We start from the raw sequence: 20244 nt of genomic DNA, 5'->3' as shown, positions 1-20244 counted from the left end.
CTGCCCGCCCCCTGCGGCGGGCAGCGGGCGACGGGCAACCGGAGACCGACGGGCCCCCGTCCCACCGACCCGGCAACCGCCGACGCGCCGTCCCGCACGCCCGACGCCCGACGGCCGGATCACCTGGCAACTGGCCACCGGCCACCGGGGAGTGGCAACTGCCAACCGGCAACCGCCGGACCGCCGACCTGCCGGCCCGGCGACCGCACTCCCGTCGTTCCGGTGACGCGTCGCCCGGCGGCCCAACACCCCGGCCGCCGAACACTCCGGCCGCAGGCCCCCGGCGCCACGGCGGCCCGGCCGGTCAGGCCGCCATCGCCGCCCTGCGGCGGGCGGCCGCGGCGTCCCGTGTCTCGGCGAGGGCCAGCCCCGCCACGGCGGTGAGCAGCAGCAGCGTCCCGACGACGGTGGCCGCGGTGAGCCGCTCGCGCAGCACGGTCACCGCGATGACCGCGGCGCTCACCGGCTCCAGCAGCATGATCACGGACACGGTCGCCGAGCGGACCGCCGCCGCGCCCGCGAAGTAGAGGGCGTAGGCGAGTGCGGTCGGTACCGCCGCCACGTACACGAGCAGCCAGAGCACGTGGCCCGTCTGCGCGGTGTGCGGCACGAGCCCTTCGGCCGCCGCCATGGGCAGCAGCCCCACGGCTCCGATACCGAACGCCCAGGCGCTGGTGGAGAGGGAGTCGCCCGCCGCGCCGTCCCGGCCGAGCCACCGGGTCAGCAGGGTGATCGCCGCGTACCCCGCCGCGGACAGTACGGCCAGCGCCAGGCCGGCGGGCCGCACTTCGGCGGGTTCGCCGCCGAGCACCAGCACGGCGAGGCCGGTGAGCGCGCCGGCCACGGCGAGGAGCCCGCCCCGGCCCAGCCGCTCCCCCATGGTCAGCCGGGCCCCGACCGCGATGAGGACGGGGCCCGCGCCGAGGGTGACCACGGTCCCGACAGCCAGTCCGGTCGCCTCGACCGCGGCGAAGTACGCACTCTGGAACACGGTGAGGCCGACGCCGGTCCCCAGGATGCGCAGGAGACGCCGGCGCCGCGGCTCGGTGGCGGTGCGGGGGCGGCGGGGGCGCAGCGCGAGCGCCCCGGCCAGCAGGACGAGACCGCCCACGCAGCGCCAGAACGACAGCGCGAGGGGGCCGAGATCGCTGATCCGGAAGAGCAGGGAGGCGGCCGCGCCGGCCGTCCCCCAGGCGATACCGGCGACGACGAGATAGACCAGGCTCCGCCCGACGGGCAGGCCGGGAACAGGGTGGGACACGTGACTCTCCAGAAGAAGGGTGGTGGTCGCTCGGCTCCGCGCGCGGGCAGCGACGAACCGCTCGGGGTGTCACCCGAGCCCGGTCTTCGTCCGGAGTGGCCGCCTCGCGCTAGGCGGCAGGAGGCGGAAGTACGGTCTGCGGCATGATCGGCACCCTACGACGAGGCCGGAGGCCGGGACAACTCTCCCCCGGTACCGGCCGCCCCGTGCGCCTCCGCGGCCGGTGCGCCCGGGCCCGACGCCACCGGCGCCGACGGTGGCCTGGGCGCGGACGACTGCGCGATGAAGGCGCCGAACAGCACCACCCCGCCGCCGACGAGCTGCGGGGCGGAGAGGTGCTCGCCCAGGAGCACCCAGGCCAGCACGGTCGCGACGACCGCCTCCAGGCAGGCGACGACGCCCGCGACCTGCGGTGAGAGCATCCGTACGGACACCACGCCGGTGGCGTAGGCCAGCACCGTCGCGATCAGCACGATCCAGCCGAGCAGCAGCCAGGCGGGGACGTCGTGCCCGTTCATCCCGGCGCTCCCGCCGAGGACCGCCCAGTCCATCGCCCAGGGGCCCGCCACGACCGTGAGTACGGCCGCGCCGACGAGCAGTCCGTACGCGATGACGCCCAGCGGGTCGGGGGGTTCGGCGTCCGCCGTGTCCCCGTGGCCGGCGCCCTGGTCGGAGAGGACGAAGTAGCCCACCTGGCAGCACGCCGCGCCGAGGGCGAGCAGCAGTCCGACGGCGTCGAAGCTCAGCCCGGCCCACACCTCGACGACGCAGGCGAGTCCGCCGACCGCCAGCACCACCCCGGCCGCGGCGGCCCGGGTGACGGGCCGCCGCTGCACGAAACGCACCCAGCCGAGGACGAGCGCGGGTGCCAGATACTCGATGAGCAGGGCGACACCGACCGGGATGCGCGAGAGCGAGGCGAAGTAGAACGCCTGGACCCCGGCGACGGCGAACAGCCCGAAACCGGCCAGCAGTACGGGGCGCTCCCGCACCAGGTTCCGGTGGCGCCAGGCGACCGGCAGCATGACGAGGGCGGCACCGGCGACCCTGAGCCACACCACGTGCAGCGGATCGAGCCCCGCCTCGATCAGCGGCTTGGCCGCGACCCCTGAACCGCCGAATGCGAAGGCCGAGGCAAGGGCCAGGCCCAGACCGGCACTTCTCCCCTGAGACGCGTGCATCGGCACATCATGGCAGCAGGCGTCAGCAGCGTCACCCCTGTCACACCTGTCCTCCGCGTGTTCATGATCACCCCTACCGGTCCCCGACGGCCATCCGGTCGGCGGCACGGGCACCCAGCCGCCCGACGGTGACCCCGGCCCGGTCCAGCACCTCGACCGCGCGGCACCGCGGATCGGCGACCAGCGCCGCCAGCAGGTCGAGGCCGTCGGCGTGGAGCTCCCCGCGCAGCAGCGCGCCGCGGACGGCACGGTCCATGGCCGCGGACGCCGAGGGCGACCACCCCTCCCCCTCGGGCTCCCGCACCGCGGGGAAGCCCCCCGAGTCCTCCTGCGTCCCCTGCCAGCGGAGGCCGTAGCCGATGCTGCGCTGGACGAGGTATCCCAGCACCCTGGCCAGTTGCGGCCCGCCGTCGAAGGCGTCCCGCACCGCCGGGTCGGACTCGACGAGGGAGTGCAGGAGGTGTGCGGTGTCGACATGGCGGTCGCCGTCGCGCACCGCCCGTCTGCGGGCGCCGGTCACCACGGCGGCCATCGCGGAACTCAGCCCGGCACCGGCCCACGGGTGGTTCGGCGGAGCTTGCTCGGGGATCCCTGATGTCCGGATGTGCACAACTCCACCCCATCAGTCCCCGGGCTCGAAAACATCCCCGGCGCGGCCCATCCGGCATCCCGCAGAAGGCGGGGGTCGCTGCGGGGTTCCTCATCCTTGCGGATGAGATCGCACGGTCGCCGCAGTACACCGGACGGAAGAAGGGCCCCACGAGGGGGCCCTTCCCGGTGTGCGCGCCGCACGGCTCAGTGCTCGTCGGCGAGGATCAGGTACAGCTTCTTGCGGGCGTCGTTGATCACCGTGAGGGCCTTCTGCCGCTGGTCGGCCGAGCCGGTCTTCCAGACCTGGCCGAAAGCCTCCATCAGGCCGAAGCCGGCCTGCCGGATCTCGTTCACGCCTTCCCAGTCGACACCGCGCCCCGCCTCTTCCCAGGGGGCGTCGGGGCCGGACTCGGCCTCGCTCCGGCCCAGGTCGGTGAGGGTGAACAGCTTCTTGCCGCCCTCACTGGCGCTGACGATGAGCCCCTCGTCCTCCAGCAGCTGGAGGGTCGGGTAGACCGAGCCGGGGCTGGGCTTCCAGGCCCCGCCGCTGCGCTCGCCGATCTCCTGGATCATCTCGTACCCGTGCATCGGGCGGTCCGTGAGCAGCGCGAGGATCGACGCGCGTACGTCACCGCGCCTGGCCCTCCCCCTGCCGCCGCCCCGGCCGCGCCCGCCGCCGCCGCCGAAGGGTCCGCCTCCGAACGGCGGGCCGAACGGGCCGAACGCGGCACGGCCGCCTTCGAAGTCCCCCCTGCCGCCCCGTCGTCCGGGGCCGCATCCGTGGTCGTGTCCGTGGTCGTTTCCATGTGAACGCATGACTGCGCTCCCTTCTTCATCGTGGTTACGCGACTCTTCTTCGAACTGTCGCGATGCCTCAACGATATATCGGAAGCTATCGCCTGGCAAGCCCCGCCCGACCTGCGGTGACACCGTCGCGAACGCCCGGGATGCCTCGGACCCGAGCAGCCCCGGCCTCCACGCGGTAGGTCCGCACATGCCGGCCACGGTCCCCGCAGGGTTGTCGGCGCGCTCCTCTAAGGTCGCCCGCATGACTGAACCCGCCTATCTCGCCGCGGTCCGCGCGTCGTACGACACCGTCGCCGCCGCCTACGCCGAGGCCGTCCCGTCCCCTGCGCGGCTGGACCCGTTGTCACGCTCGATGCTGGCCACGTTCGCCGAGCTCGTGCGGACGTCGGGGCTCGGCCCGGTCGCCGACCTGGGGTGCGGGCCGGGCAAGGTCACGGCGTACCTGGCGGAGCTGGGGCTCTCCGTCGTGGGCATCGACCTGTCCCCGAGGATGACCGGGCTGGCCGCCCGGGCGTACCCGGCAGTGGACTTCGCCGTGGGGTCGATGACCGCGCTGCCCGTCCGGGACGGCGTACTCGGCGGCGTCCTGGCCTACTACTCGGTCCACCACACTCCACCGGAGTCGCTGCCCCTCGTGTTCGCGGGGTTCCGTCGGGCACTCGCACCCGGCGGTCATCTGATGGTGGCCGGACACGTGGGGGACGGCGAGACCCTGCGCCCGACCCTGGCGTACGGAGGGCATCCGGTCTCCTACGAGTCCCATCTGGTCCCGCCGGACCGCATCGCCGCTCTGCTCCGGGAGGCCGGCCTGACCGTCACGGCGCGCCTGCTGGAGGCGCCCGCCGAAGGGGCGAGGAGGACGGTCGGCACCTTCCTGGCGCGGAGACCCGAAGAACCGTGAGGGCGCCCGACACCGCCACGGGCCCGACGCCCGGCGAGCCCCGGCCGGGCCGCGCGCGTGCCGCGCGGCCCGGGAGCCGCGCGTCGGCGATTGGCCTTGGACCGCCCGGGGCGGCGGCCCCTACGGTCGGCTCCATGAAGATCCGCATCGTCGACGCGTTCACCGACCGCCCCTTCACCGGCAACCCCGCAGGAGTCGTGATCCTGGACTCCGGGCCGTTCCCCGCGGCGGACCGCCTCCAGCTCATCGCCTCCGAGGTCAACCTCTCGGAGACGGCGTTCCTCCATCCGCTTCCGCCGGGCGGTGAGGCCGACTTCGCGCTGCGCTGGTTCACCCCGGCGGCCGAGGTCGATCTCTGCGGCCACGCGACGCTCGCCGCCGCCCATGTCCTGCACACCACCGGGGCCGCCGTCGGCACGGTGCGCCACGCCACCCGTTCCGGCGTCCTGCGCACCACCGCCCACGACGACGGCACCCTGACACTGGACTTCCCCACCGCGCCGCTGACACCGGTGGCCGCCCCGCCCGGACTCGCCGACGCGCTCGGCGCCGAGCCGCTCTCGCTCCACGACACGGGCGAGCACGTCGGTGACCTGCTGGCGGAGCTGGCCGACGAGGCGGCCGTACGGGCCCTGCGGCCGGACTTCCGCGCGCTCGCCGACTGCTCCCGGCGGGGCGTGATCGCCACGGCGCCGGCCGCGGACCCCACGGGCGGATACGACTTCGTCTCGCGCGGCTTCTTCCCCGCGGTCGGCATCGACGAGGACCCGGTGACCGGCAGCGCCCACACCGCCCTGGCGCCGTTCTGGTCGGCCCGGTTCGGCCGCGACGACCTCGTCGGCCTCCAGGCCTCCGCCCGCGCGGGCCTGGTCCGCACCTCACTGCGCGGCGGGCGGACCCTGCTGACCGGCGGCGCCGTCACCGTGATCGACGGGGAACTGCTCACCGGGCTGTGAGCGGCGGGGGCGGCCGCCCGCCGCTGTGGTGGGGGGCGGACACGGCCGCCCCCCACCCTCACGGGGTGGGCAGCCAGCCCACCTTCCCGGCCAGCAGCGCGTACCCGACGAACGCCCCGATGTCGAGCAGGGCGTGCGCGACGACGAGCGGCCCGACCCGCCCCCAGCGCCTGTACAGCAGGACGAAGACGACGCCCATGACCATGTTCCCGATGAAGCCGCCGATGCCCTGGTACAGGTGGTAGGAGCCGCGCAGCACGGAACTCGCCACCAGGGCCGCCATCGGGGTCCAGCCCAGCTGCCCCAGCCGTCGCAGCAGGTAGCCGACGACGATGACCTCCTCCACCAGGGAGTTCTGCAAGGCGGAGAGAATCAGTACGGGGAATTTCCACCACACGTCGGGCAGGGACTCCGGAACCACCGTCAGGTTGGCTCCGGCGGCCCGCGCCACCAGGTAGAACGCCAGCCCCGCACTGCCGATCCCGGCCGCGACCAGGGTGCCCCGGCGCAGATCCGGCCAGGGCCGGGTGCGGTCGAGACCGAGGGTCCGCAGGCCGGCGCCCTCACGGAGGAGCAGGTGGGCCACCAGCGCGACCGGCACCAGGGCCGAGGCGATGCCGAAGAGCTGCCAGGCCAGGTCGAGCCACGGCCGCCCGGGGGCGTACGACCCGTTGAGCGTCGCCGCCTGGTCCTTCAGGCCGCCCGGTTTCGTCAGTGACCCGACGAAGCTGATCAGGGCGGACACCCCGCTGGCCCCGAGCGAGAGGGCCAGCACGAGCAGGGTCTCCGCCCGGAGGGTCCGCCGGGACACCTCCTCGTGAAGAATGGATTCAGCCACGCGCCCCGCCTCCACCTGTACGGCTGCCGTCAGCCATGCGTCGTCATAGCTTGCCCGACGGAGCCTGCGGGGCGGGACACCGGGCGGACTCCACCTCAGGGTGCGGGAAATCCGACCGGCCAGGTGTGCACCGGCTCACCCACCTGCATCAGCTCGCCGTAGCGCCGGGTGGTGGCCGCCAGCGCGCCCTCCCGTTCGAGGCCCGCCTGAAGGGCCCGGTGGTAGGTGTCGACCTGCCAGGAAGCGCCGTTCGTCCGCAGCCTGCACCGCTCCTCGATCACGCCGAGGTAGCGGTCACGGTCCGAGGGCTCGATGTTCCAGGCGTCGAGACCGGCGGCGGCGAGCGGCAGCAGCTCGTCGCGCACGAGCTCGACGGCGGGCACCTTCGCCACGCCGCCGGAGCGGCCGGGGCGCGGCCAGAGCAGCTCGGCGTCGATCCCGTGGCGGCAGGCGGCGTCGAAGTTCTCGGCCGCCGCCTCGAAGGACAGCCTGGACCACACCGGGCGCGACTCGTCGGCGAGCGCGCGCACCAGCCCGTAGTAGAACGCCGCGTTGGCGATCACGTCGATGACCGTGGGGCCGGCGGGCAGGACCCGGTTCTCCACCCTGAGGTGGGCGACCCCGTCCGCCAGCCCGTACACCGGCCGGTTCCACCGGTAGACCGTGCCGTTGTGCAGCACGAGCTCCGCCAGCGACGGCACGCCGCCCGCGTCGAGGACCTTCAGCGGATCCTCGTCGTCGCGGATGGGCAGCAGGGGCGGGTAGTAGCGCACGTTCTCCTCGAACAGCTCGTACGCCGAACCGATCCACCGCTCCCCGAACCAGGTCCTGGGCCGCACGCCCTGGTTCCGGAGTTCGGGCGGCCGCACGTCCGTGGCCTGCTGGAACAGCGGTGGCCTCGACTCGCGCCACAGCTCCTTGCCGAACAGGAACGGGGAGTTGGCCCCCAGGGCGATCTGGACCGAGGCGATGGCCTGGGCCGCGTTCCAGACGTCCGCGAAGCGGTCCGGCGTCACCTGGAGGTGCAACTGGACCGACGTGCACGCCGATTCGGGAGCGATCGACGCGGAGGTGGAGACGAGCCGCTCGACGCCTTCGATATCAAGGGAGAATTCCTCGCCGCGCGCGGCCGCCATTTGATCGTTGAGAAGTGTGTAGCGGTCGACGTCCGACAGATTCGCCGAAACCAGGTCGTCCCGTCCCAGGGTCGGCAGGATGCCGATCATCACGATCCCGGCGTCGACCTCCGCCGCCTTCCGGTGGGCATACGCGAGCCCGGTGCGCAGCTCCTCGGCCAGCTGATCGAAAACCCGGCCGCTCAGCCGGTGGGGAAGAATATTTACTTCCAGGTTGAACATCCCAAGTTCCGTCTGAAAATCCCGGCTGGCGATGCGCTGGAGCACCTCCGCATTCCGCATCCTCGGCATGCCGTCCGTACCCGCGAGATTCAGCTCGATCTCCAGCCCCATGAGATTCCTGGGACGGTCGAACCTCCGCTCCGACAGGAGCCTCTCCAGCCCGGCCAGGCACTGGGTGAGCTTCTCGCGGTACGCCTGCCGATCGGACGGGGCAAAGGCGCCCGCCACGACCTTCTCGCCCATCGAAGGGTCCCTCCTCGAGTGGGCGGCCCGCGGCACAGGCCGCTCGTATCACGATCGATAATGCCCCGACGAGATGATCCGTAACGCCCCCGCGGCCCACGGACACCCAGTAGTCTGTTGACTGAAGCCGGAGGCACATTCCGAAGGCATGAGGCATATGCAGTTCGCGGGCCGGGGTGCACGGTGGAATCACCGGTGAGTTTCAGCCTACCGCCGCGCCGGGAAAACACCTGGCGACGAGGGTCGGAAGCGGCCCGAATCCACAGATACCACGCAATTCAAAGGCTCGAATCCGCCTTGCGGGCAATACCCGGGACGGCTAGCCGAAACATCGTGTGAACATTTGTCGTATAAACTCTGCGGACGAGGCAGAGAGTTGACGCATCGGCCCGTCCGCCCGTCACCGGCCCTCCTCTGGCCCCGCACGCCGACAGCGCCGTCTGCACCCGCCCACGCATCACCGTGTCTCCGAAGTGAGAGGCGACCCACTATGCCGCTGCATGTTTCCCCGGCCCCCGCGCCCGCACTGCGCAGCGTTCTCGCGGCACTCGGTTCCCCCACCGCAGTCCGCGAGGCCCACACGCCCGCTCTCCGGTCCGTCCAGGGACCGCTGAGCCCCGAACTCCCGCTTCCCGTCCACGTACTGGACAGGATCGTGCCGAACGAGGCCGCGCCGCGCACCCGCCTGGCCGGCTGGCGCTTCCTGATCCGCAGCGCCGAGCGCGCCGTCGCCGCGGCGGACACCATGCTCACCCCCGACGGCTGGACCTTCTCGCACTTCTTCGAGGGCCCTTACATCGTCTCCACCGAACTCGCCGTCAGACAGGCGGAGTCGACGGCGGCGCACTACCAGCCGCGTCTGCTGTCGGTACCCGAGCTGTACATGTTCACGCTGTGGCTGCACCACGACGTCGAGGCCGACGCGGGTGCCGGGGCGCTCGCGCCGACCGACGTGCTGGTGCCCCTGGCACCCGCGCCTCCGGGGATCACCGCCTACCGTCCGCACCGGGTCGCGGACCTGCTCCCGGTCATGACGCTGCGGGTCACCCCGCCGTCCCTTCCGGACCTGCCGGAACTCCCCGGCCTCCTCGGGTCTCCCGCCTGACCCGCCCGCACCACGCGCCCCCGCCGAGAAGCTCGGCGGGGGCGTACGCGTACCCGTCCGGACTAGTCCGGACAGGTCACCCCGAACCATCCGAACGGACAGTCCAGTTGGATTGAACCGTCCGGCCGGGTGACGCGTCATGGGAGGAGAACAGCAGCTGCCGCGAAATCCCTGCGGAGAGACGCCCGTAGGGCAACACTGGACCCGACCGACTTGATACGGGGGCGGCCATGAACACCTCGTCCAGCCGCAGGACACTCGAATCGACGCAGCGAAAGAACCCATCCATGTGCCAGCACCAGCCACCCTGCCCGACCGCTGAATCCAACGACCGTGAAGCCGCACGTCTGATGGCTCACCACCCGGAACAGGGCTGGAGCCTGCTGTGCAACGGCGTCCTGCTCTTCGAGGACACCGGCGAGCTGCTGCCCGACGGGCAGATCATCGCGCCCCACCGTCCGCTGAAGGGCGGCCGGGTGATGAAGGCCGCCTGACCCGGGGCCGAACACGGGGGCCGGCCGGAGAGCACTCCGCACCGGCCCCGACGCGTGTCCGCTCCCCTACTGGTCGTACGCGTCCAGCGGGGGGCACGAGCAGACCAGGTTGCGGTCACCGAACGCGCCGTCGATCCGGCGCACCGGCGGCCAGTACTTGTCCGAGGGCGTGACGCCGGACGGGAAGACCGCCTCCTCGCGGGTGTAGGCGTGGTCCCACTCCCCGCCGAGCGCGGCAGCCGTGTGCGGGGCGTTGCGCAGCGGGTTGTCGTCCGCGCTCCACGCACCGGAGGCGACCTTGTCGATCTCGCCGCGGATGGCGATCATCGTGTCGCAGAAACGGTCGAGCTCGGCGAGGTCCTCGCTCTCCGTGGGCTCGATCATCAGCGTCCCGGCCACCGGGAACGACATGGTCGGCGAGTGGAAGCCGTAGTCGATGAGCCGCTTGGCGATGTCGTCGATGCTGACGCCGGTCGCCTTGGAGATCGGCCGCAGGTCGACGATGCACTCGTGCGCGACGAGACCGGCCGGGCCGTTGTACAGGACCGGGAAGTGCGGTTCGAGGCGCTTGGCGATGTAGTTGGCCGCGAGTACGGCGACCTGCGTCGCCCGCTTGAGCCCCTCGCCCCCCATGAGGCGTACGTAGGCCCATGAGATCGGCAGGATGCCCGCCGAGCCCCACGGGGCGGCCGAGATCGGACCGACGCCGGTCTCCGGGCCCGCCGCGGGCTGGAGCGGGTGGTTGGGGAGGTACGGCGCCAGGTGGGCGCGCACCCCGACCGGACCGACGCCGGGGCCGCCGCCGCCGTGCGGGATGCAGAAGGTCTTGTGCAGGTTCAGGTGGGAGACGTCGCCGCCGAAGTGGCCCGGCTTGGCGAGCCCGACCAGCGCGTTGAGGTTGGCGCCGTCCACGTACACCTGGCCGCCCGCGTCGTGCACCTCGCCGCAGATGTCGGCGACGTGCTCCTCGAAGACGCCGTGCGTGGAGGGGTAGGTGATCATGAGGACGGCGAGCTCGTCCCGGTGCTTCTCGATCTTGGCCCGGAGGTCCTCTATGTCGACCTCGCCGTCGTCGGCGGTCTTCACCACGACGACCTTCATGCCCGCCATCACGGCGCTCGCCGCGTTGGTGCCGTGCGCGGACGACGGGATCAGGCAGACGGTGCGCCCGTGGTCCCCGTTGGCACGGTGGTACGCGCGGACGGCCAGCAGGCCGGCGAACTCGCCCTGGGAGCCCGCGTTGGGCTGGATGGAGACGGCGTCGTAGCCGGTGACCTCCGCCAGGCGCTCCTCCAGCTCACGGATGAGGGTGAGGAAGCCCTGCGCCTGCTCGGCGGGCGCGAAGGGGTGCAGCGCGCCGAACTCGGGCCAGGTGATCGACTCCATCTCGGCGGTCGCGTTGAGCTTCATCGTGCAGGAGCCCAGCGGGATCATGCCGCGGTCCAGCGCGTAGTCGCGGTCGGCGAGCCTGCGCAGGTAGCGCAGCATCGCCGTCTCGGAGCGGTGCTGGTGGAAGACGGGGTGGGTCAGGACCTCGTCGGTGCGCAGCAGGCCCGCGGGCAGCGCGTCGTCGGTCTCCGCGTCCAGGGCCTCGATGTCGCCGCCGGCGCCGAAGGCCGCCCAGACGGCGGCGATCCGGGTACGGGTGGTGGTCTCGTCGCAGGCGATGGAGACGTGGTCGGCGTCGACCAGGCGGAGGTTCACGCCGCGCTCCCGCGCGTCGCCGACGACGTCGGCGGCCCTGCCCGGCACCCGGACGGTGAGGGTGTCGAAGTACGCCTCGTGCACGACCTCGGCCCCGGCGGCCCGCAGCCCCTCGGCCAGGACGACGGCGAAGCGGTGGGTGCGCCGCGCGATCGTCCGCAGCCCCTCGGGCCCGTGGTAGACGGCGTACATGCCGGCCATGACGGCGAGCAGCACCTGCGCGGTACAGATGTTGCTGGTGGCCTTCTCGCGGCGGATGTGCTGCTCGCGGGTCTGGAGGGCCAGGCGGTAGGCCCGGTCGCCGTCCGCGTCGACGGAGACGCCGACGAGGCGGCCGGGCAGGCTGCGGGCGAACTTCTCGCGTACGGCCATGAAGCCGGCGTGCGGTCCGCCGAAGCCCATCGGGACGCCGAAGCGCTGCGTCGTGCCCACGGCGATGTCGGCGCCCAGCTCGCCGGGCGAGGTGAGCAGGGTCAGGGCCAGCAGGTCCGCGGCGACGGACACGATGGCGCCCAGGTCGTGCGCCTGCGCGATGACGGGCTGGATGTCGCGTACGGCACCGGAGGCGCCCGGGTACTGGAGCAGCACGCCGAAGACGCCCCGCTCCGCGATGTCCGCCGGGATCCCCTCGGTGAGGTCGGCGACGACGACCTCCACGCCGGTCGGCTCGGCGCGGGTCTCGATCACGGCGATGGTCTGCGGCAGCGTGTCGGCGTCGACGAGGAAGACGCCGCCCTTCACCTTTCCGACCCGTCGCGCCAGTGCCATGGCCTCGGCCGCGGCCGTGCCCTCGTCGAGGAGCGAGGCCCCCGAGGTCGGCAGGCCGGTGAGGTCGGCGACCATCGTCTGGAAGTTCAGGAGGGCCTCGAGCCGTCCCTGGGAGATCTCCGGCTGGTACGGCGTGTAGGCCGTGTACCAGGCGGGGTTCTCCATGACGTTGCGCAGGATCACCGGCGGGGTGAACGTGCCGTGGTAGCCCAGCCCGATCATCGGTGCGAGCACCTGGTTGCGGTCGGCGAGGCTGCGGAGCTCCGCCAGGACCTCGGCCTCGGTGCGGGCCTCGGGGAGGTTCAGCGCCTCGGCACTCCTGATGACGTCGGGCACAGCGGCCGCGGTGAGCTCGTCGAGGGAGCCGTAGCCGACCTGGGCGAGCATCTTCGCCTGGGCCCCGGCATCGGGCCCGATGTGGCGCTGCTCGAAGGGAATGCCCTGCTCCAGCTGGGAGAGCGGAGTGCGACGGGGGGTCATGATGGAGGCCTCCTGGTCTGCCACGACCTGCGAGGGGCGCCACGGCGTGGCTGCCCGAACGGCCTCCCCCTCTGTCATCTCGACCTGAGAGCTTCACCGGTACCCGCCGCGGCGTACCGGTTTTCACCGTCGGTGAGGGCGGTGCCCGCGGCGGCTGGTGCCGTGCGGATCCCGTCCTGCTTTCCAGAGTGACCTCGTCCGTGCGGTACGGGGGCCTGAGAGATTCCGGGGAGGAGTTGCTCCTTCGGCGCCGCCGGATCGCTCCGGAGGACTCTCCCGCACAGGGTCAGCAGCCGTGTTCCAGCCTACCAGCGGGGCCGGCGCGGGCCGTCTCGAGTGGCCGACGGCCCGGATGTGGCCTTTCGTAGTGCTGTGGAGCAGCCGCGACCACCTGATGCCGTCGTGACCAGTGGGAGGCACCGTGCAGACCGACATCGATCCGCGCAGCCTGATCGGCCGCAAGGCCTTCGACCGTCAAGGTGCCAAGATCGGAACGGTGGACGAGGTCTACCTCGACGACGCCACCGGGGTGCCCGAGTGGGCCGCCGTACGCACCGGCCTCTTCACCCGGGACGCGTTCGTCCCGCTGGAGCCGAGTGAGTTCGTCGACGGCGCTCTGCGCATCCCCTTCGACCGCACCCTGATCAAGGACGCGCCCGACTTCGGGGTGGGCCGCCACCTCTCCCCCGAGCAGGAGCTACAGCTCTACCGCCACTACGGGCTGGACTCGGCCCCCTCCGCCGAACCGGGTCCCGACAGGGACTTCGGAAGGCTCGCGGGCCAGGAGGAGTAGTCCTCCGGGTCCCTCACCAGGGGAAGAGGGCCGGCGGGCCGCAGCTCCGGATCGTCGATGCGGAAGGTGCGCACCCGGCCCGGCCGCGTCCACGGCTGCTCGAAGCGCACGGTGACACGGCCGACACCGCTGCCCTGTACCCAGCCCGGACCGTGGACGTCGTGCTCGACGTCCTGTCCGGCCTGCCAGCGACGGGACGCCTGCGGCTCCCCGTCCTCCGGCGGTTCCCCCGCCCGGCCGGCGGTGCCGCCCGCCTCGTCCGGGGCCTCCGGGACCTCCGGCTCCCCGGCCGCGTGCCCGGCGTCGGCGGCCTGGGCGAACAGGTCCTCCTGCGTGAAGTCCGCCAGCCCCGTGACGCCGACCCCGAGCAGCCGCACCCCACCGGTCGTGTCCACGGCCTCCAGGAGCCGCGCTGCGGCCTCCCTGACGACCGTGGGGTCGTCGGTGGGACCCCGCAGGGTCTCGGACCTGGTGAGCGTCGAGAAGTCGTACCGGCGCACCTTCAGGACGACGGTGCGCCCGGACCGGCCCGCACCGCGCAGCCGCTGCACGCACCGGGCCGCGAGCCGCTCCACCTCGGTCCTGACCCGTACGCGGTCGTGCAGGTCCACGTCGAAGGTGTCCTCGACCGAGACGGACTTGGCGTCCCTCTCGGCGACCACCGGGCGGTCGTCGTGGCCCCGGGCCATGCGGTGGAGGGCGACGCCGTGCGCCCGGCCCAGCAGCCGCACGAGCTCGTCCTCACCCGCCTCCGCCAGGTGGCTGACGAGGGTCATGCCGGCCCGGCGGAGGTGGTCGCCGGTGGCCGGACCCACCCCCGGGAGGATGCGCACGGACATGGGGGCCAGGAGCTCCCGCTCGGTGCCGGGCTCGATCAGCAGCAGTCCGTCGGGTTTCGCCTCCTCGGAGGCGATCTTGGCCAGCATCTTGGAGCCGGCCAGTCCGACGGAGCCGCTGAGTCCGGTGACGCCCCGGATCACGCCGCGCAGCTGTTCACCGACCGTACGCGCGGAAGCCGAGTCGCCGGCGACCCCACCGGCCTCCAGATCGACGAACGCCTCGTCCAGGCTGAGCGGCTCGACCAGCGGCGACAGCCGCCCGAGGAGTTCCATCACCTGGTCGCTCACCGTCCGGTAGAGCGCGAAACGCGGGACCAGGTACGCCGCGTTGGGCGCGAGCCGTCGCGCCTGCGCCATCGGCATCGCGGAGTGCACACCGAGGCGCCGGGCCTCGTAGGACGCGGTGGCGACCACGCCCCGCATCCCCAGACCGCCCACCACCACCGGCTTGCCGCGCAGACTGGGCTTCGCCGCCTGCTCCGCGGAGGCGTAGAAGGCGTCCATGTCCAGATGGAGGATGGTGGGCGAGGCTCTCACATGGACCGATGGTGCCCTACGCCACTGACAACCGCCCCGCCCACCACCCGCGCCGCGCCGTCGCTCCCCGCGGGGTCAGCCCGCCCGGTTGCGCCGCCGCGCCAGTTCGTCCGCGGGGTTGTGGCCGATCAGGGTCTCCCCCGTGTCGACGCGCTCCCCGTGGAGCTGGGACAGCGCCGCGTCCACATCCCGCCAGACGACGCCCACGGCGATCCCGAAGACCCCCTGGCCGCCCTGGAGGAGGTTCACGACCTCGTCCGGCGAGGAGCACTCGTAGACCGTCGCTCCGTCGCTCATCAGGGTCATCCGCTCGAGATCCGTGAATCCCCGGGCCCTGAGGTGCTGGACGGTCGTGCGGATGTTCTGCAGCGCGACCCCCGTGTCCAGGAACCGCTTGACGATCTTGAGGAGGACCACGTCCCGGAAACTGTAGAGCCGCTGTGTCCCCGACCCGTAGGCGGGCCGCACGCTCGGCTCCACGAGCCCCGTACGCGCCCAGTAGTCGAGCTGCCGGTAGGTGATCCCCGCCGCCGCACACGCTGTCGGACCCCGGTAGCCGATATCCCCTGCCACTGCCACACCGTCCGCTGCCACCACCGCCGGCTGAACCGGCTGTCTGATGGAGTGGTCGGCCGCACTGCCGTGCTGCCGGTACGGCCCACCCGCAGCCGTACCGTCGCCGCTGCTTCTCACGCCGACCTCCGTCCTTGACCTGCCACCTCGAAGGTAGGCAGTCACCCGGGGTGCGTCAACGATCGCCACACTCGGCACGCCGAGTGATAATCACCCTGAGGGTGGTTTCCCGTGACTGGTTTCCGGGAACGGCTTGTCGGATGCGCTGACACCGGCCTCCGCGGGACGGTCACTGGCTGTTGGTACCGAAGTCCTCCGGCGAGATCTGGTCGAGGAACTCGCGGAACTTCTCCACCTCGTCCTCCTGCTCGTCCGGGATGGCGATGCCGGCGTCGTCCAGCACCCCGTCACTGCCGTAGATCGGCGTGCCGGTGCGCAGGGCGAGCGCTATGGCGTCGGACGGCCGCGCGCTCACCTCCACCCCGCTGGCGAAGACCAGCTCCGCGTAGAAGACCCCTTCGCGGAGGTCCGTGATGCGGACCTCGGTGAGCTCCTGGCCGACGGCCTCGAGCACGTCCTTGAAGAGATCATGGGTCAGCGGCCTGGCCGGAGCCATGCCCTGCTGGGCGAAGGCGATCGCGGTCGCTTCCCCAGGGCCGATCCAGATAGGGAGGTACCGGTCGCCTCCCACTTCACGCAGGAGCACGATCGGTTGGTTGGAGGGCATTTCCACCCGGACACCCACAACGTCGAGCTCGTTCACACAGCAACCCTAGGACGTGCCCGCCATGTTTGGATAGTCGGGCTCCTCCGCCCTCAGTGGAACGTGACCTTGAGAGCGCTCTGGACGAGCGCGGCGTGCAGCCGGACGGAGAGCTCCGCCAGCTCTTTCGCGGTGGCCTCCGCATGCGCTCTGGTCTGCGGGTTCCTGTGCCGGCGCAGTGGTGCCACGACCTGCTCGACCAGTCCGGCCTCCCGCTCCGCGGCCGCCTTGACGGCCCGGAGGTGCCGGGGTTCCAGGCCGAATCTGCCCAGGTCCGTCACCAGCCGCGCCACGGTCACGGCCTCCGCGTCGTAGCTTCCGCCGGGGGCGGGCACGATCAGGCCGTACGACTCCCACTCGCCGAGCTGCTCCTCGGTGGCGCCGGTGGCGGCCAGGAGCTCGGAGCGCCCGATGCGGGCGGCGGTGGGCCGCCCGGGGTCCTGGCCCCGCAGGGCGTCGCCAGGATCGCCCTGGGCGCCGCCGGACGGCAGCGCCGGGCTCTCCCCACGGGCCAGCGCCTCCAGGTGCTCACGGATGACCTTGAGCGGCAGGTAGTGGTCCCGCTGCATGCGCAGCACCTGAGCCAGCCGCTCCACGTCGGCGGGCCGGAACTTCCGGTAGCCCGACGGCGTCCGCTGGGGCTCGATGAGCCCCTCCGCCTCGAGGAAGCGGATCTTGGAGATGGTGACTTCGGGAAACTCGTCGCGCAGCTGAAGGAGCACCGTGCCGATGCTCATCGCCCGCTCGCCCGCGGAGGCGGTGCCGTGACCGGCACCGCCTGTCGGTGTTCGCAGCATGGACCTTCCTGGGGGTCCCCCCGGACGGAGTCCGGGGGAGGGTCACACGCCCCGCTGGCTCGCGTAGAAGACCAGCCGGTACTTCCCGATCTGGACTTCGTCGCCGTTGGTCAGCGCGACGGAATCGATGCGCTCGCGGTTGACGTAGGTGCCGTTGAGGCTGCCGACGTCGCCCACGGTGAAACTACCGTCCGGATTCCGGTGGAACTCCACATGACGCCGCGACACGGTCACGTCGTCGAGGAAGATGTCGCTCTGCGGGTGACGGCCGGCCGTCGTCAGGTCGCCGTCCAGCAGGAAGCGGCTTCCGGAGTTCGGGCCGCGGCGGACCACCAGGAGCGCGGAACCCGCCGGCAGTGCGTCGACCGCCGCCTGGGCCTCCGGGGAGAGCGAGGGAAGGGAGGTCTGGCCCGTCGCCTCGGCCTCGTACGCCTCGATACCGGAGATCGAGATGGTCGAGGTCGTCTCCGAGGCGCGCTCGGGAATTCCGCCCCTGAGCGGCGCGCCGCAGTTGGAGCAGAAACGGCTGGCCTCGGCATTCCGATGCCCGCACCTCGTACAGACCGGCATGGCCGAACCCTCCGCACCGGGGGCGAACGATCCGCCCGAGGTCGATGATTCACCGAAACCTATGCGCCCTGCACCTCCGTGGTCAACAGACGGCGCGCCGGACCCACCGGCGCCGCCGGGGACCTCGTCGCGGAAGAGAGGGCGCTCCGAGCCCTGCTCCTCGGCGCCCTGACGCGGAGCGCGATGGCGGGCAGCGCTGTTGCTGTCCTCGCGGGCGCTCTTTCCGAACAACTTCGCAAACAACTTCACGGGCGTTTCCCCTTGACCGAAATAGACCCGCCCGTGGGGCAGGACGAACCCTGAACGAACACACCTGCCGACCCGGACATCCTCACAACGTCCGTATCCACTCGACAGTTTCCACCACACGTCACCGATCCGTTGCGGCGACCCCCCGCAACCTGCTGTCGGTGTCCTCCGAGCACCTCGCACCGCCGCTTCACCGGGACGACGACCGAGCGTAATCAGGCTGCTTCGCCGACCGCAAGGCGTCCACGACGATGTCGTCGGCGCGGGTCACCTCCGCGGTGGCCTGCTCCTTCTCCAGCGTCTGGACCACCCCGCCGGGGATGTTCAGCGCCGGCTCCAGGTCCTGCGGCTTGCCGATGACCTTGAACCCGTAGGGAGCCTGGACCTTCCTGCCGTCGACTTTCAACTCTCCCCCGTCACCGGAGAAGTATGTATTGGCCACCACACGCACACCGTTGATCTCGATCGCCTCGGCTCCCGCCGCACGCAGCTCCTGGATGGTGTCGAGGAGCATGTCCGCCTCCACGGCGCCGGTCGGATCATCGATGGTCAGCGTGATGCCCGGGCCGTGCGCCGCGACCGTGCCGGCCAGGATACCGAGCTGCCGCTCCTTCTCGAGCGTCTGCTTGCGGGCCTCCTCCGCCTGGTCCGAGCTGTTCTCCAGCTCCGTGCGCTGGTCGTCGAGGCGCTGCTTCTCGTCCTCGAGGCGCTGGGTGCGGTTGTCGAGCTCGTCGAGGATACGGACCAGGTCCTCCTGCCGGGCTCCCCGAAGGGCGCTGTTGTCGCTGTTCGACCGCACCTGGATCGCCAGCCCCAGGCCGAGGACGAACAGCAGGAGCGCGACGATCAGTTGGGCCCTGCTCACCCTGGGCGGCCAGAGCCCCGCGCGCAGCCTCTGACGGCCCGTGATCTCACCGGACCGCGCCTCCCGCTCCGGCGCGGCGGGCGGGGGCGCGGGCATCTCGGGCGGCAGCGCGCCGCCGGGCCGCCCGTGGCCGTGGTCGGGTCCGCCGTTGGGAATCCGTCCGTCGTTCATCGGCCTCACGCCCGGAAGACGTGCCGGCGGATGGCCGCGGCGTTGGAGAAGATGCGGATGCCGAGCACGACCACGACACCGGTGGACAGCTGGGCTCCGACGCCCAGCTTGTCGCCGAGGAAGACGATCAGCGCGGCCACCACGACGTTCGAGAGGAAGGACACCACGAAGACCTTGTCCACGAAGATCCCGTCGAGCATGGCCCGCAGACCGCCGAAGACGGCGTCGAGCGCGGCCACCACGGCGATCGGCAGGTAGGGCTCGACCACCGCCGGAACTTCGGGCCGGACCAACAGTCCGACCACGACTCCCACGACGAGGCCCAGTACGGCGATCACGATGTTGCCTTCCCTGTGTCTGCCGCACCACTGCCCTTGTCTGCGGTCTGCGGCTCTGCTGTGCGTACGATCAGGCTGGGCGCGGCCGGAAGACGCACCTGGCTCTGGTCGGAGATGCTGGTGCGGATGTCGAAGCTGTCGTGCAGTGCCTGGAGGTACTGGCCGTCCGCGCTGTCCTTGAAGGCCCCGACGAGCTTCTTCCCGTCCCCCACCGCGAGCACCGTGTACGGCGGTACGAGCGGCCTGTTGTCGACCAGTATGGCGTCGCCCGCCGCACGGATCGCGGACAGGGCGGTCAGCCGCTGACCGTTGATGGCGACCGCCTCGGCGCCGGACTGCCACAGCCCGTTGACCACGCGCTGCATGTCCCGGTCGCGTACCCGCCCGGTGTCGGCGAAGCCGGTCGATTCACGGGGTCCGCCACCGCCCTGGTCGGTGTCCTCGGCGTCGTCCACGACCAGCTTGATCCCGGGGCCTTCGACGGCCGTGGCTCCGGACAGGAGCGCCACCAGTCCGCCCTGGTCCCCGCCGTGCTGTTCGAGGGCCTTGCGCTGCCGTTCACCGACGTCCTTGCGCAGTTCCTCGACGTCGGCCTCGAGGGTGTCCGCGGTGGAGGTCTCGGCGTTCACACGGTCGATGAGCTCCTCGCGCTCCTTGGCCACGACCGGCGCCGCGACCTGCGCCTCGGCCGCACCGAGCGTCACCACGAGGGCGGCCAGCACCAGCCCCGCCGCGAGGCCGAGCTTGGCCTTCAGCGTGCGGGGCAGCCCCTCGCCGCCCTCGGACCTGCGGCGCGCCGAAGCCTCGGCGTACCCCTCGTCGAGGCTGTGTTCCATCACCGTCGTCAGCAGCGACATGGACGCGTCGGGGCGAGGACGCGGCGGGGCGCTACTCCGATCGGGGGGCGGCTGCGACATGCCGCACATCGTCGCACGTCGTGCCCGCTACCGCCGAATGGCCCCACCGTCGGGGGGGGGGGGGGGCGGCGGGGCCGGCGGCGGCCCGGGGGGGGGGCGCGGGGAGCCGGCGGCGGCGGCCCCCCCGCCCCCCCCCGGCGGCGCA

20 protein-coding genes and 1 riboswitch are annotated in these 20244 nt (G+C 72.2%); of the genes, 5 read left to right on the top strand and 15 right to left on the bottom strand.

Annotation, left to right across the window (positions count from 1 at the left end; translation table 11 throughout):
* Positions 1 to 304: 304 nt before the first annotated feature.
* The 4 genes from ACFVS9_RS33565 to ACFVS9_RS33550 all read right to left on the bottom strand — a co-directional run bounded on the left by ACFVS9_RS33565 (position 305) and on the right by ACFVS9_RS33550 (position 3849).
* Positions 305 to 1261 (bottom strand): DMT family transporter, encoded by a 957-nt coding sequence (locus tag ACFVS9_RS33565; RefSeq protein WP_389938679.1) that lies wholly within the window; start codon positions 1259 to 1261, stop codon positions 305 to 307.
* Positions 1262 to 1416: 155 nt separating this feature from the next.
* Complete coding sequence (locus ACFVS9_RS33560) at positions 1417 to 2442, bottom strand: DMT family transporter (protein WP_383118013.1); 1026 nt, start codon at positions 2440 to 2442, stop codon at positions 1417 to 1419.
* Positions 2443 to 2515: 73 nt separating this feature from the next.
* Positions 2516 to 3052: a Clp protease N-terminal domain-containing protein gene (locus ACFVS9_RS33555; RefSeq protein ID WP_389938676.1), complete on the bottom strand. Its 537-nt coding sequence runs from the start codon at positions 3050 to 3052 to the stop codon at positions 2516 to 2518.
* Between the two features lie 185 nt (positions 3053 to 3237).
* Entirely contained in the window at positions 3238 to 3849 is a 612-nt protein-coding gene (locus tag ACFVS9_RS33550) for a PadR family transcriptional regulator (protein ID WP_389938673.1), read from the bottom strand.
* A 232-nt stretch (positions 3850 to 4081) separates the two neighbouring features.
* On the opposite strand from ACFVS9_RS33550, the gene ACFVS9_RS33545 reads away from it, so the two are divergent.
* Positions 4082 to 4741: a class I SAM-dependent methyltransferase gene (locus ACFVS9_RS33545; RefSeq protein WP_383118016.1), complete on the top strand. Its 660-nt coding sequence runs from the start codon at positions 4082 to 4084 to the stop codon at positions 4739 to 4741.
* 134 nt (positions 4742 to 4875) lie between these two features.
* Entirely contained in the window at positions 4876 to 5697 is an 822-nt protein-coding gene (locus tag ACFVS9_RS33540; protein ID WP_389938670.1) for a PhzF family phenazine biosynthesis protein, read from the top strand.
* Between the two features lie 58 nt (positions 5698 to 5755).
* Here ACFVS9_RS33540 and ACFVS9_RS33535 read toward each other — a convergent pair whose 3' ends face one another.
* Both ACFVS9_RS33535 and ACFVS9_RS33530 read right to left on the bottom strand, forming a co-directional pair.
* Positions 5756 to 6535: a CPBP family intramembrane glutamic endopeptidase gene (locus ACFVS9_RS33535; protein WP_389938668.1), complete on the bottom strand. Its 780-nt coding sequence runs from the start codon at positions 6533 to 6535 to the stop codon at positions 5756 to 5758.
* Positions 6536 to 6630: 95 nt separating this feature from the next.
* Entirely contained in the window at positions 6631 to 8136 is a 1506-nt protein-coding gene (locus tag ACFVS9_RS33530; protein ID WP_389938665.1) for a glutamate-cysteine ligase family protein, read from the bottom strand.
* 490 nt (positions 8137 to 8626) lie between these two features.
* Here ACFVS9_RS33530 and ACFVS9_RS33525 point away from each other — a divergent pair, with 490 nt between their 5' ends.
* Positions 8627 to 9241, top strand: coding sequence for a hypothetical protein (locus ACFVS9_RS33525; protein WP_383118020.1), 615 nt, complete (start codon positions 8627 to 8629; stop codon positions 9239 to 9241).
* Between the two features lie 287 nt (positions 9242 to 9528).
* Positions 9529 to 9735 (top strand): DUF5999 family protein, encoded by a 207-nt coding sequence (locus tag ACFVS9_RS33520; RefSeq protein WP_383118021.1) that lies wholly within the window; start codon positions 9529 to 9531, stop codon positions 9733 to 9735.
* Between the two features lie 66 nt (positions 9736 to 9801).
* Here ACFVS9_RS33520 and gcvP read toward each other — a convergent pair whose 3' ends face one another.
* Positions 9802 to 12687 carry an aminomethyl-transferring glycine dehydrogenase gene (gene gcvP / locus ACFVS9_RS33515; protein WP_383118022.1) on the bottom strand — a complete coding sequence of 962 codons (2886 nt, stop codon included), beginning with the start codon at positions 12685 to 12687 and terminating at the stop codon, positions 9802 to 9804.
* A 193-nt stretch (positions 12688 to 12880) separates the two neighbouring features.
* A riboswitch (glycine riboswitch) is annotated at positions 12881 to 12976 on the bottom strand.
* Positions 12977 to 13108: 132 nt separating this feature from the next.
* Here gcvP and ACFVS9_RS33510 point away from each other — a divergent pair.
* Complete coding sequence (locus ACFVS9_RS33510; RefSeq protein WP_383118023.1) at positions 13109 to 13480, top strand: PRC-barrel domain-containing protein; 372 nt, start codon at positions 13109 to 13111, stop codon at positions 13478 to 13480.
* Here the strand turns inward: ACFVS9_RS33510 and ACFVS9_RS33505 are convergent.
* The 8 genes from ACFVS9_RS33505 to ACFVS9_RS33470 form a co-directional block, all read right to left on the bottom strand.
* Positions 13402 to 14856, bottom strand: a complete 1455-nt coding sequence (locus ACFVS9_RS33505; protein ID WP_389938660.1) for a DNA polymerase IV — start codon at positions 14854 to 14856, stop codon at positions 13402 to 13404. The two genes, ACFVS9_RS33510 and ACFVS9_RS33505, sit on opposite strands and share 79 nt — an antisense overlap.
* 75 nt (positions 14857 to 14931) lie before the next feature.
* Positions 14932 to 15549 carry a MerR family transcriptional regulator gene (locus tag ACFVS9_RS33500; protein WP_383118025.1) on the bottom strand — a complete coding sequence of 206 codons (618 nt, stop codon included), beginning with the start codon at positions 15547 to 15549 and terminating at the stop codon, positions 14932 to 14934.
* A 169-nt stretch (positions 15550 to 15718) separates the two neighbouring features.
* Positions 15719 to 16192: a bifunctional nuclease family protein gene (locus ACFVS9_RS33495; RefSeq protein WP_006123076.1), complete on the bottom strand. Its 474-nt coding sequence runs from the start codon at positions 16190 to 16192 to the stop codon at positions 15719 to 15721.
* Positions 16193 to 16245: 53 nt separating this feature from the next.
* A complete protein-coding gene (locus ACFVS9_RS33490; protein ID WP_383118026.1) occupies positions 16246 to 16989 on the bottom strand; it encodes a MerR family transcriptional regulator in 744 nt (247 codons plus the stop codon).
* A gap of 42 nt (positions 16990 to 17031) precedes the next feature.
* Positions 17032 to 17937 (bottom strand): FHA domain-containing protein, encoded by a 906-nt coding sequence (locus ACFVS9_RS33485; RefSeq protein ID WP_389938682.1) that lies wholly within the window; start codon positions 17935 to 17937, stop codon positions 17032 to 17034.
* 61 nt (positions 17938 to 17998) lie between these two features.
* Complete coding sequence (locus tag ACFVS9_RS33480) at positions 17999 to 18769, bottom strand: DUF881 domain-containing protein (protein WP_383118031.1); 771 nt, start codon at positions 18767 to 18769, stop codon at positions 17999 to 18001.
* 80 nt (positions 18770 to 18849) lie between these two features.
* A complete protein-coding gene (locus ACFVS9_RS33475) occupies positions 18850 to 19182 on the bottom strand; it encodes a small basic family protein (protein WP_003970459.1) in 333 nt (110 codons plus the stop codon).
* Positions 19179 to 20039 carry a DUF881 domain-containing protein gene (locus ACFVS9_RS33470; protein ID WP_389938657.1) on the bottom strand — a complete coding sequence of 287 codons (861 nt, stop codon included), beginning with the start codon at positions 20037 to 20039 and terminating at the stop codon, positions 19179 to 19181. Before ACFVS9_RS33470 ends, ACFVS9_RS33475 begins: the two co-directional genes overlap by 4 nt.
* Between the last annotated feature and the right edge of the window lie 205 nt (positions 20040 to 20244).

The sequence above is a fragment of the Streptomyces sp. NPDC058008 genome (assembly GCF_042886395.1).
Lineage (GTDB): Bacteria > Actinomycetota > Actinomycetes > Streptomycetales > Streptomycetaceae > Streptomyces.
This window is presented reverse-complemented; position numbering and strand designations above follow the sequence as displayed.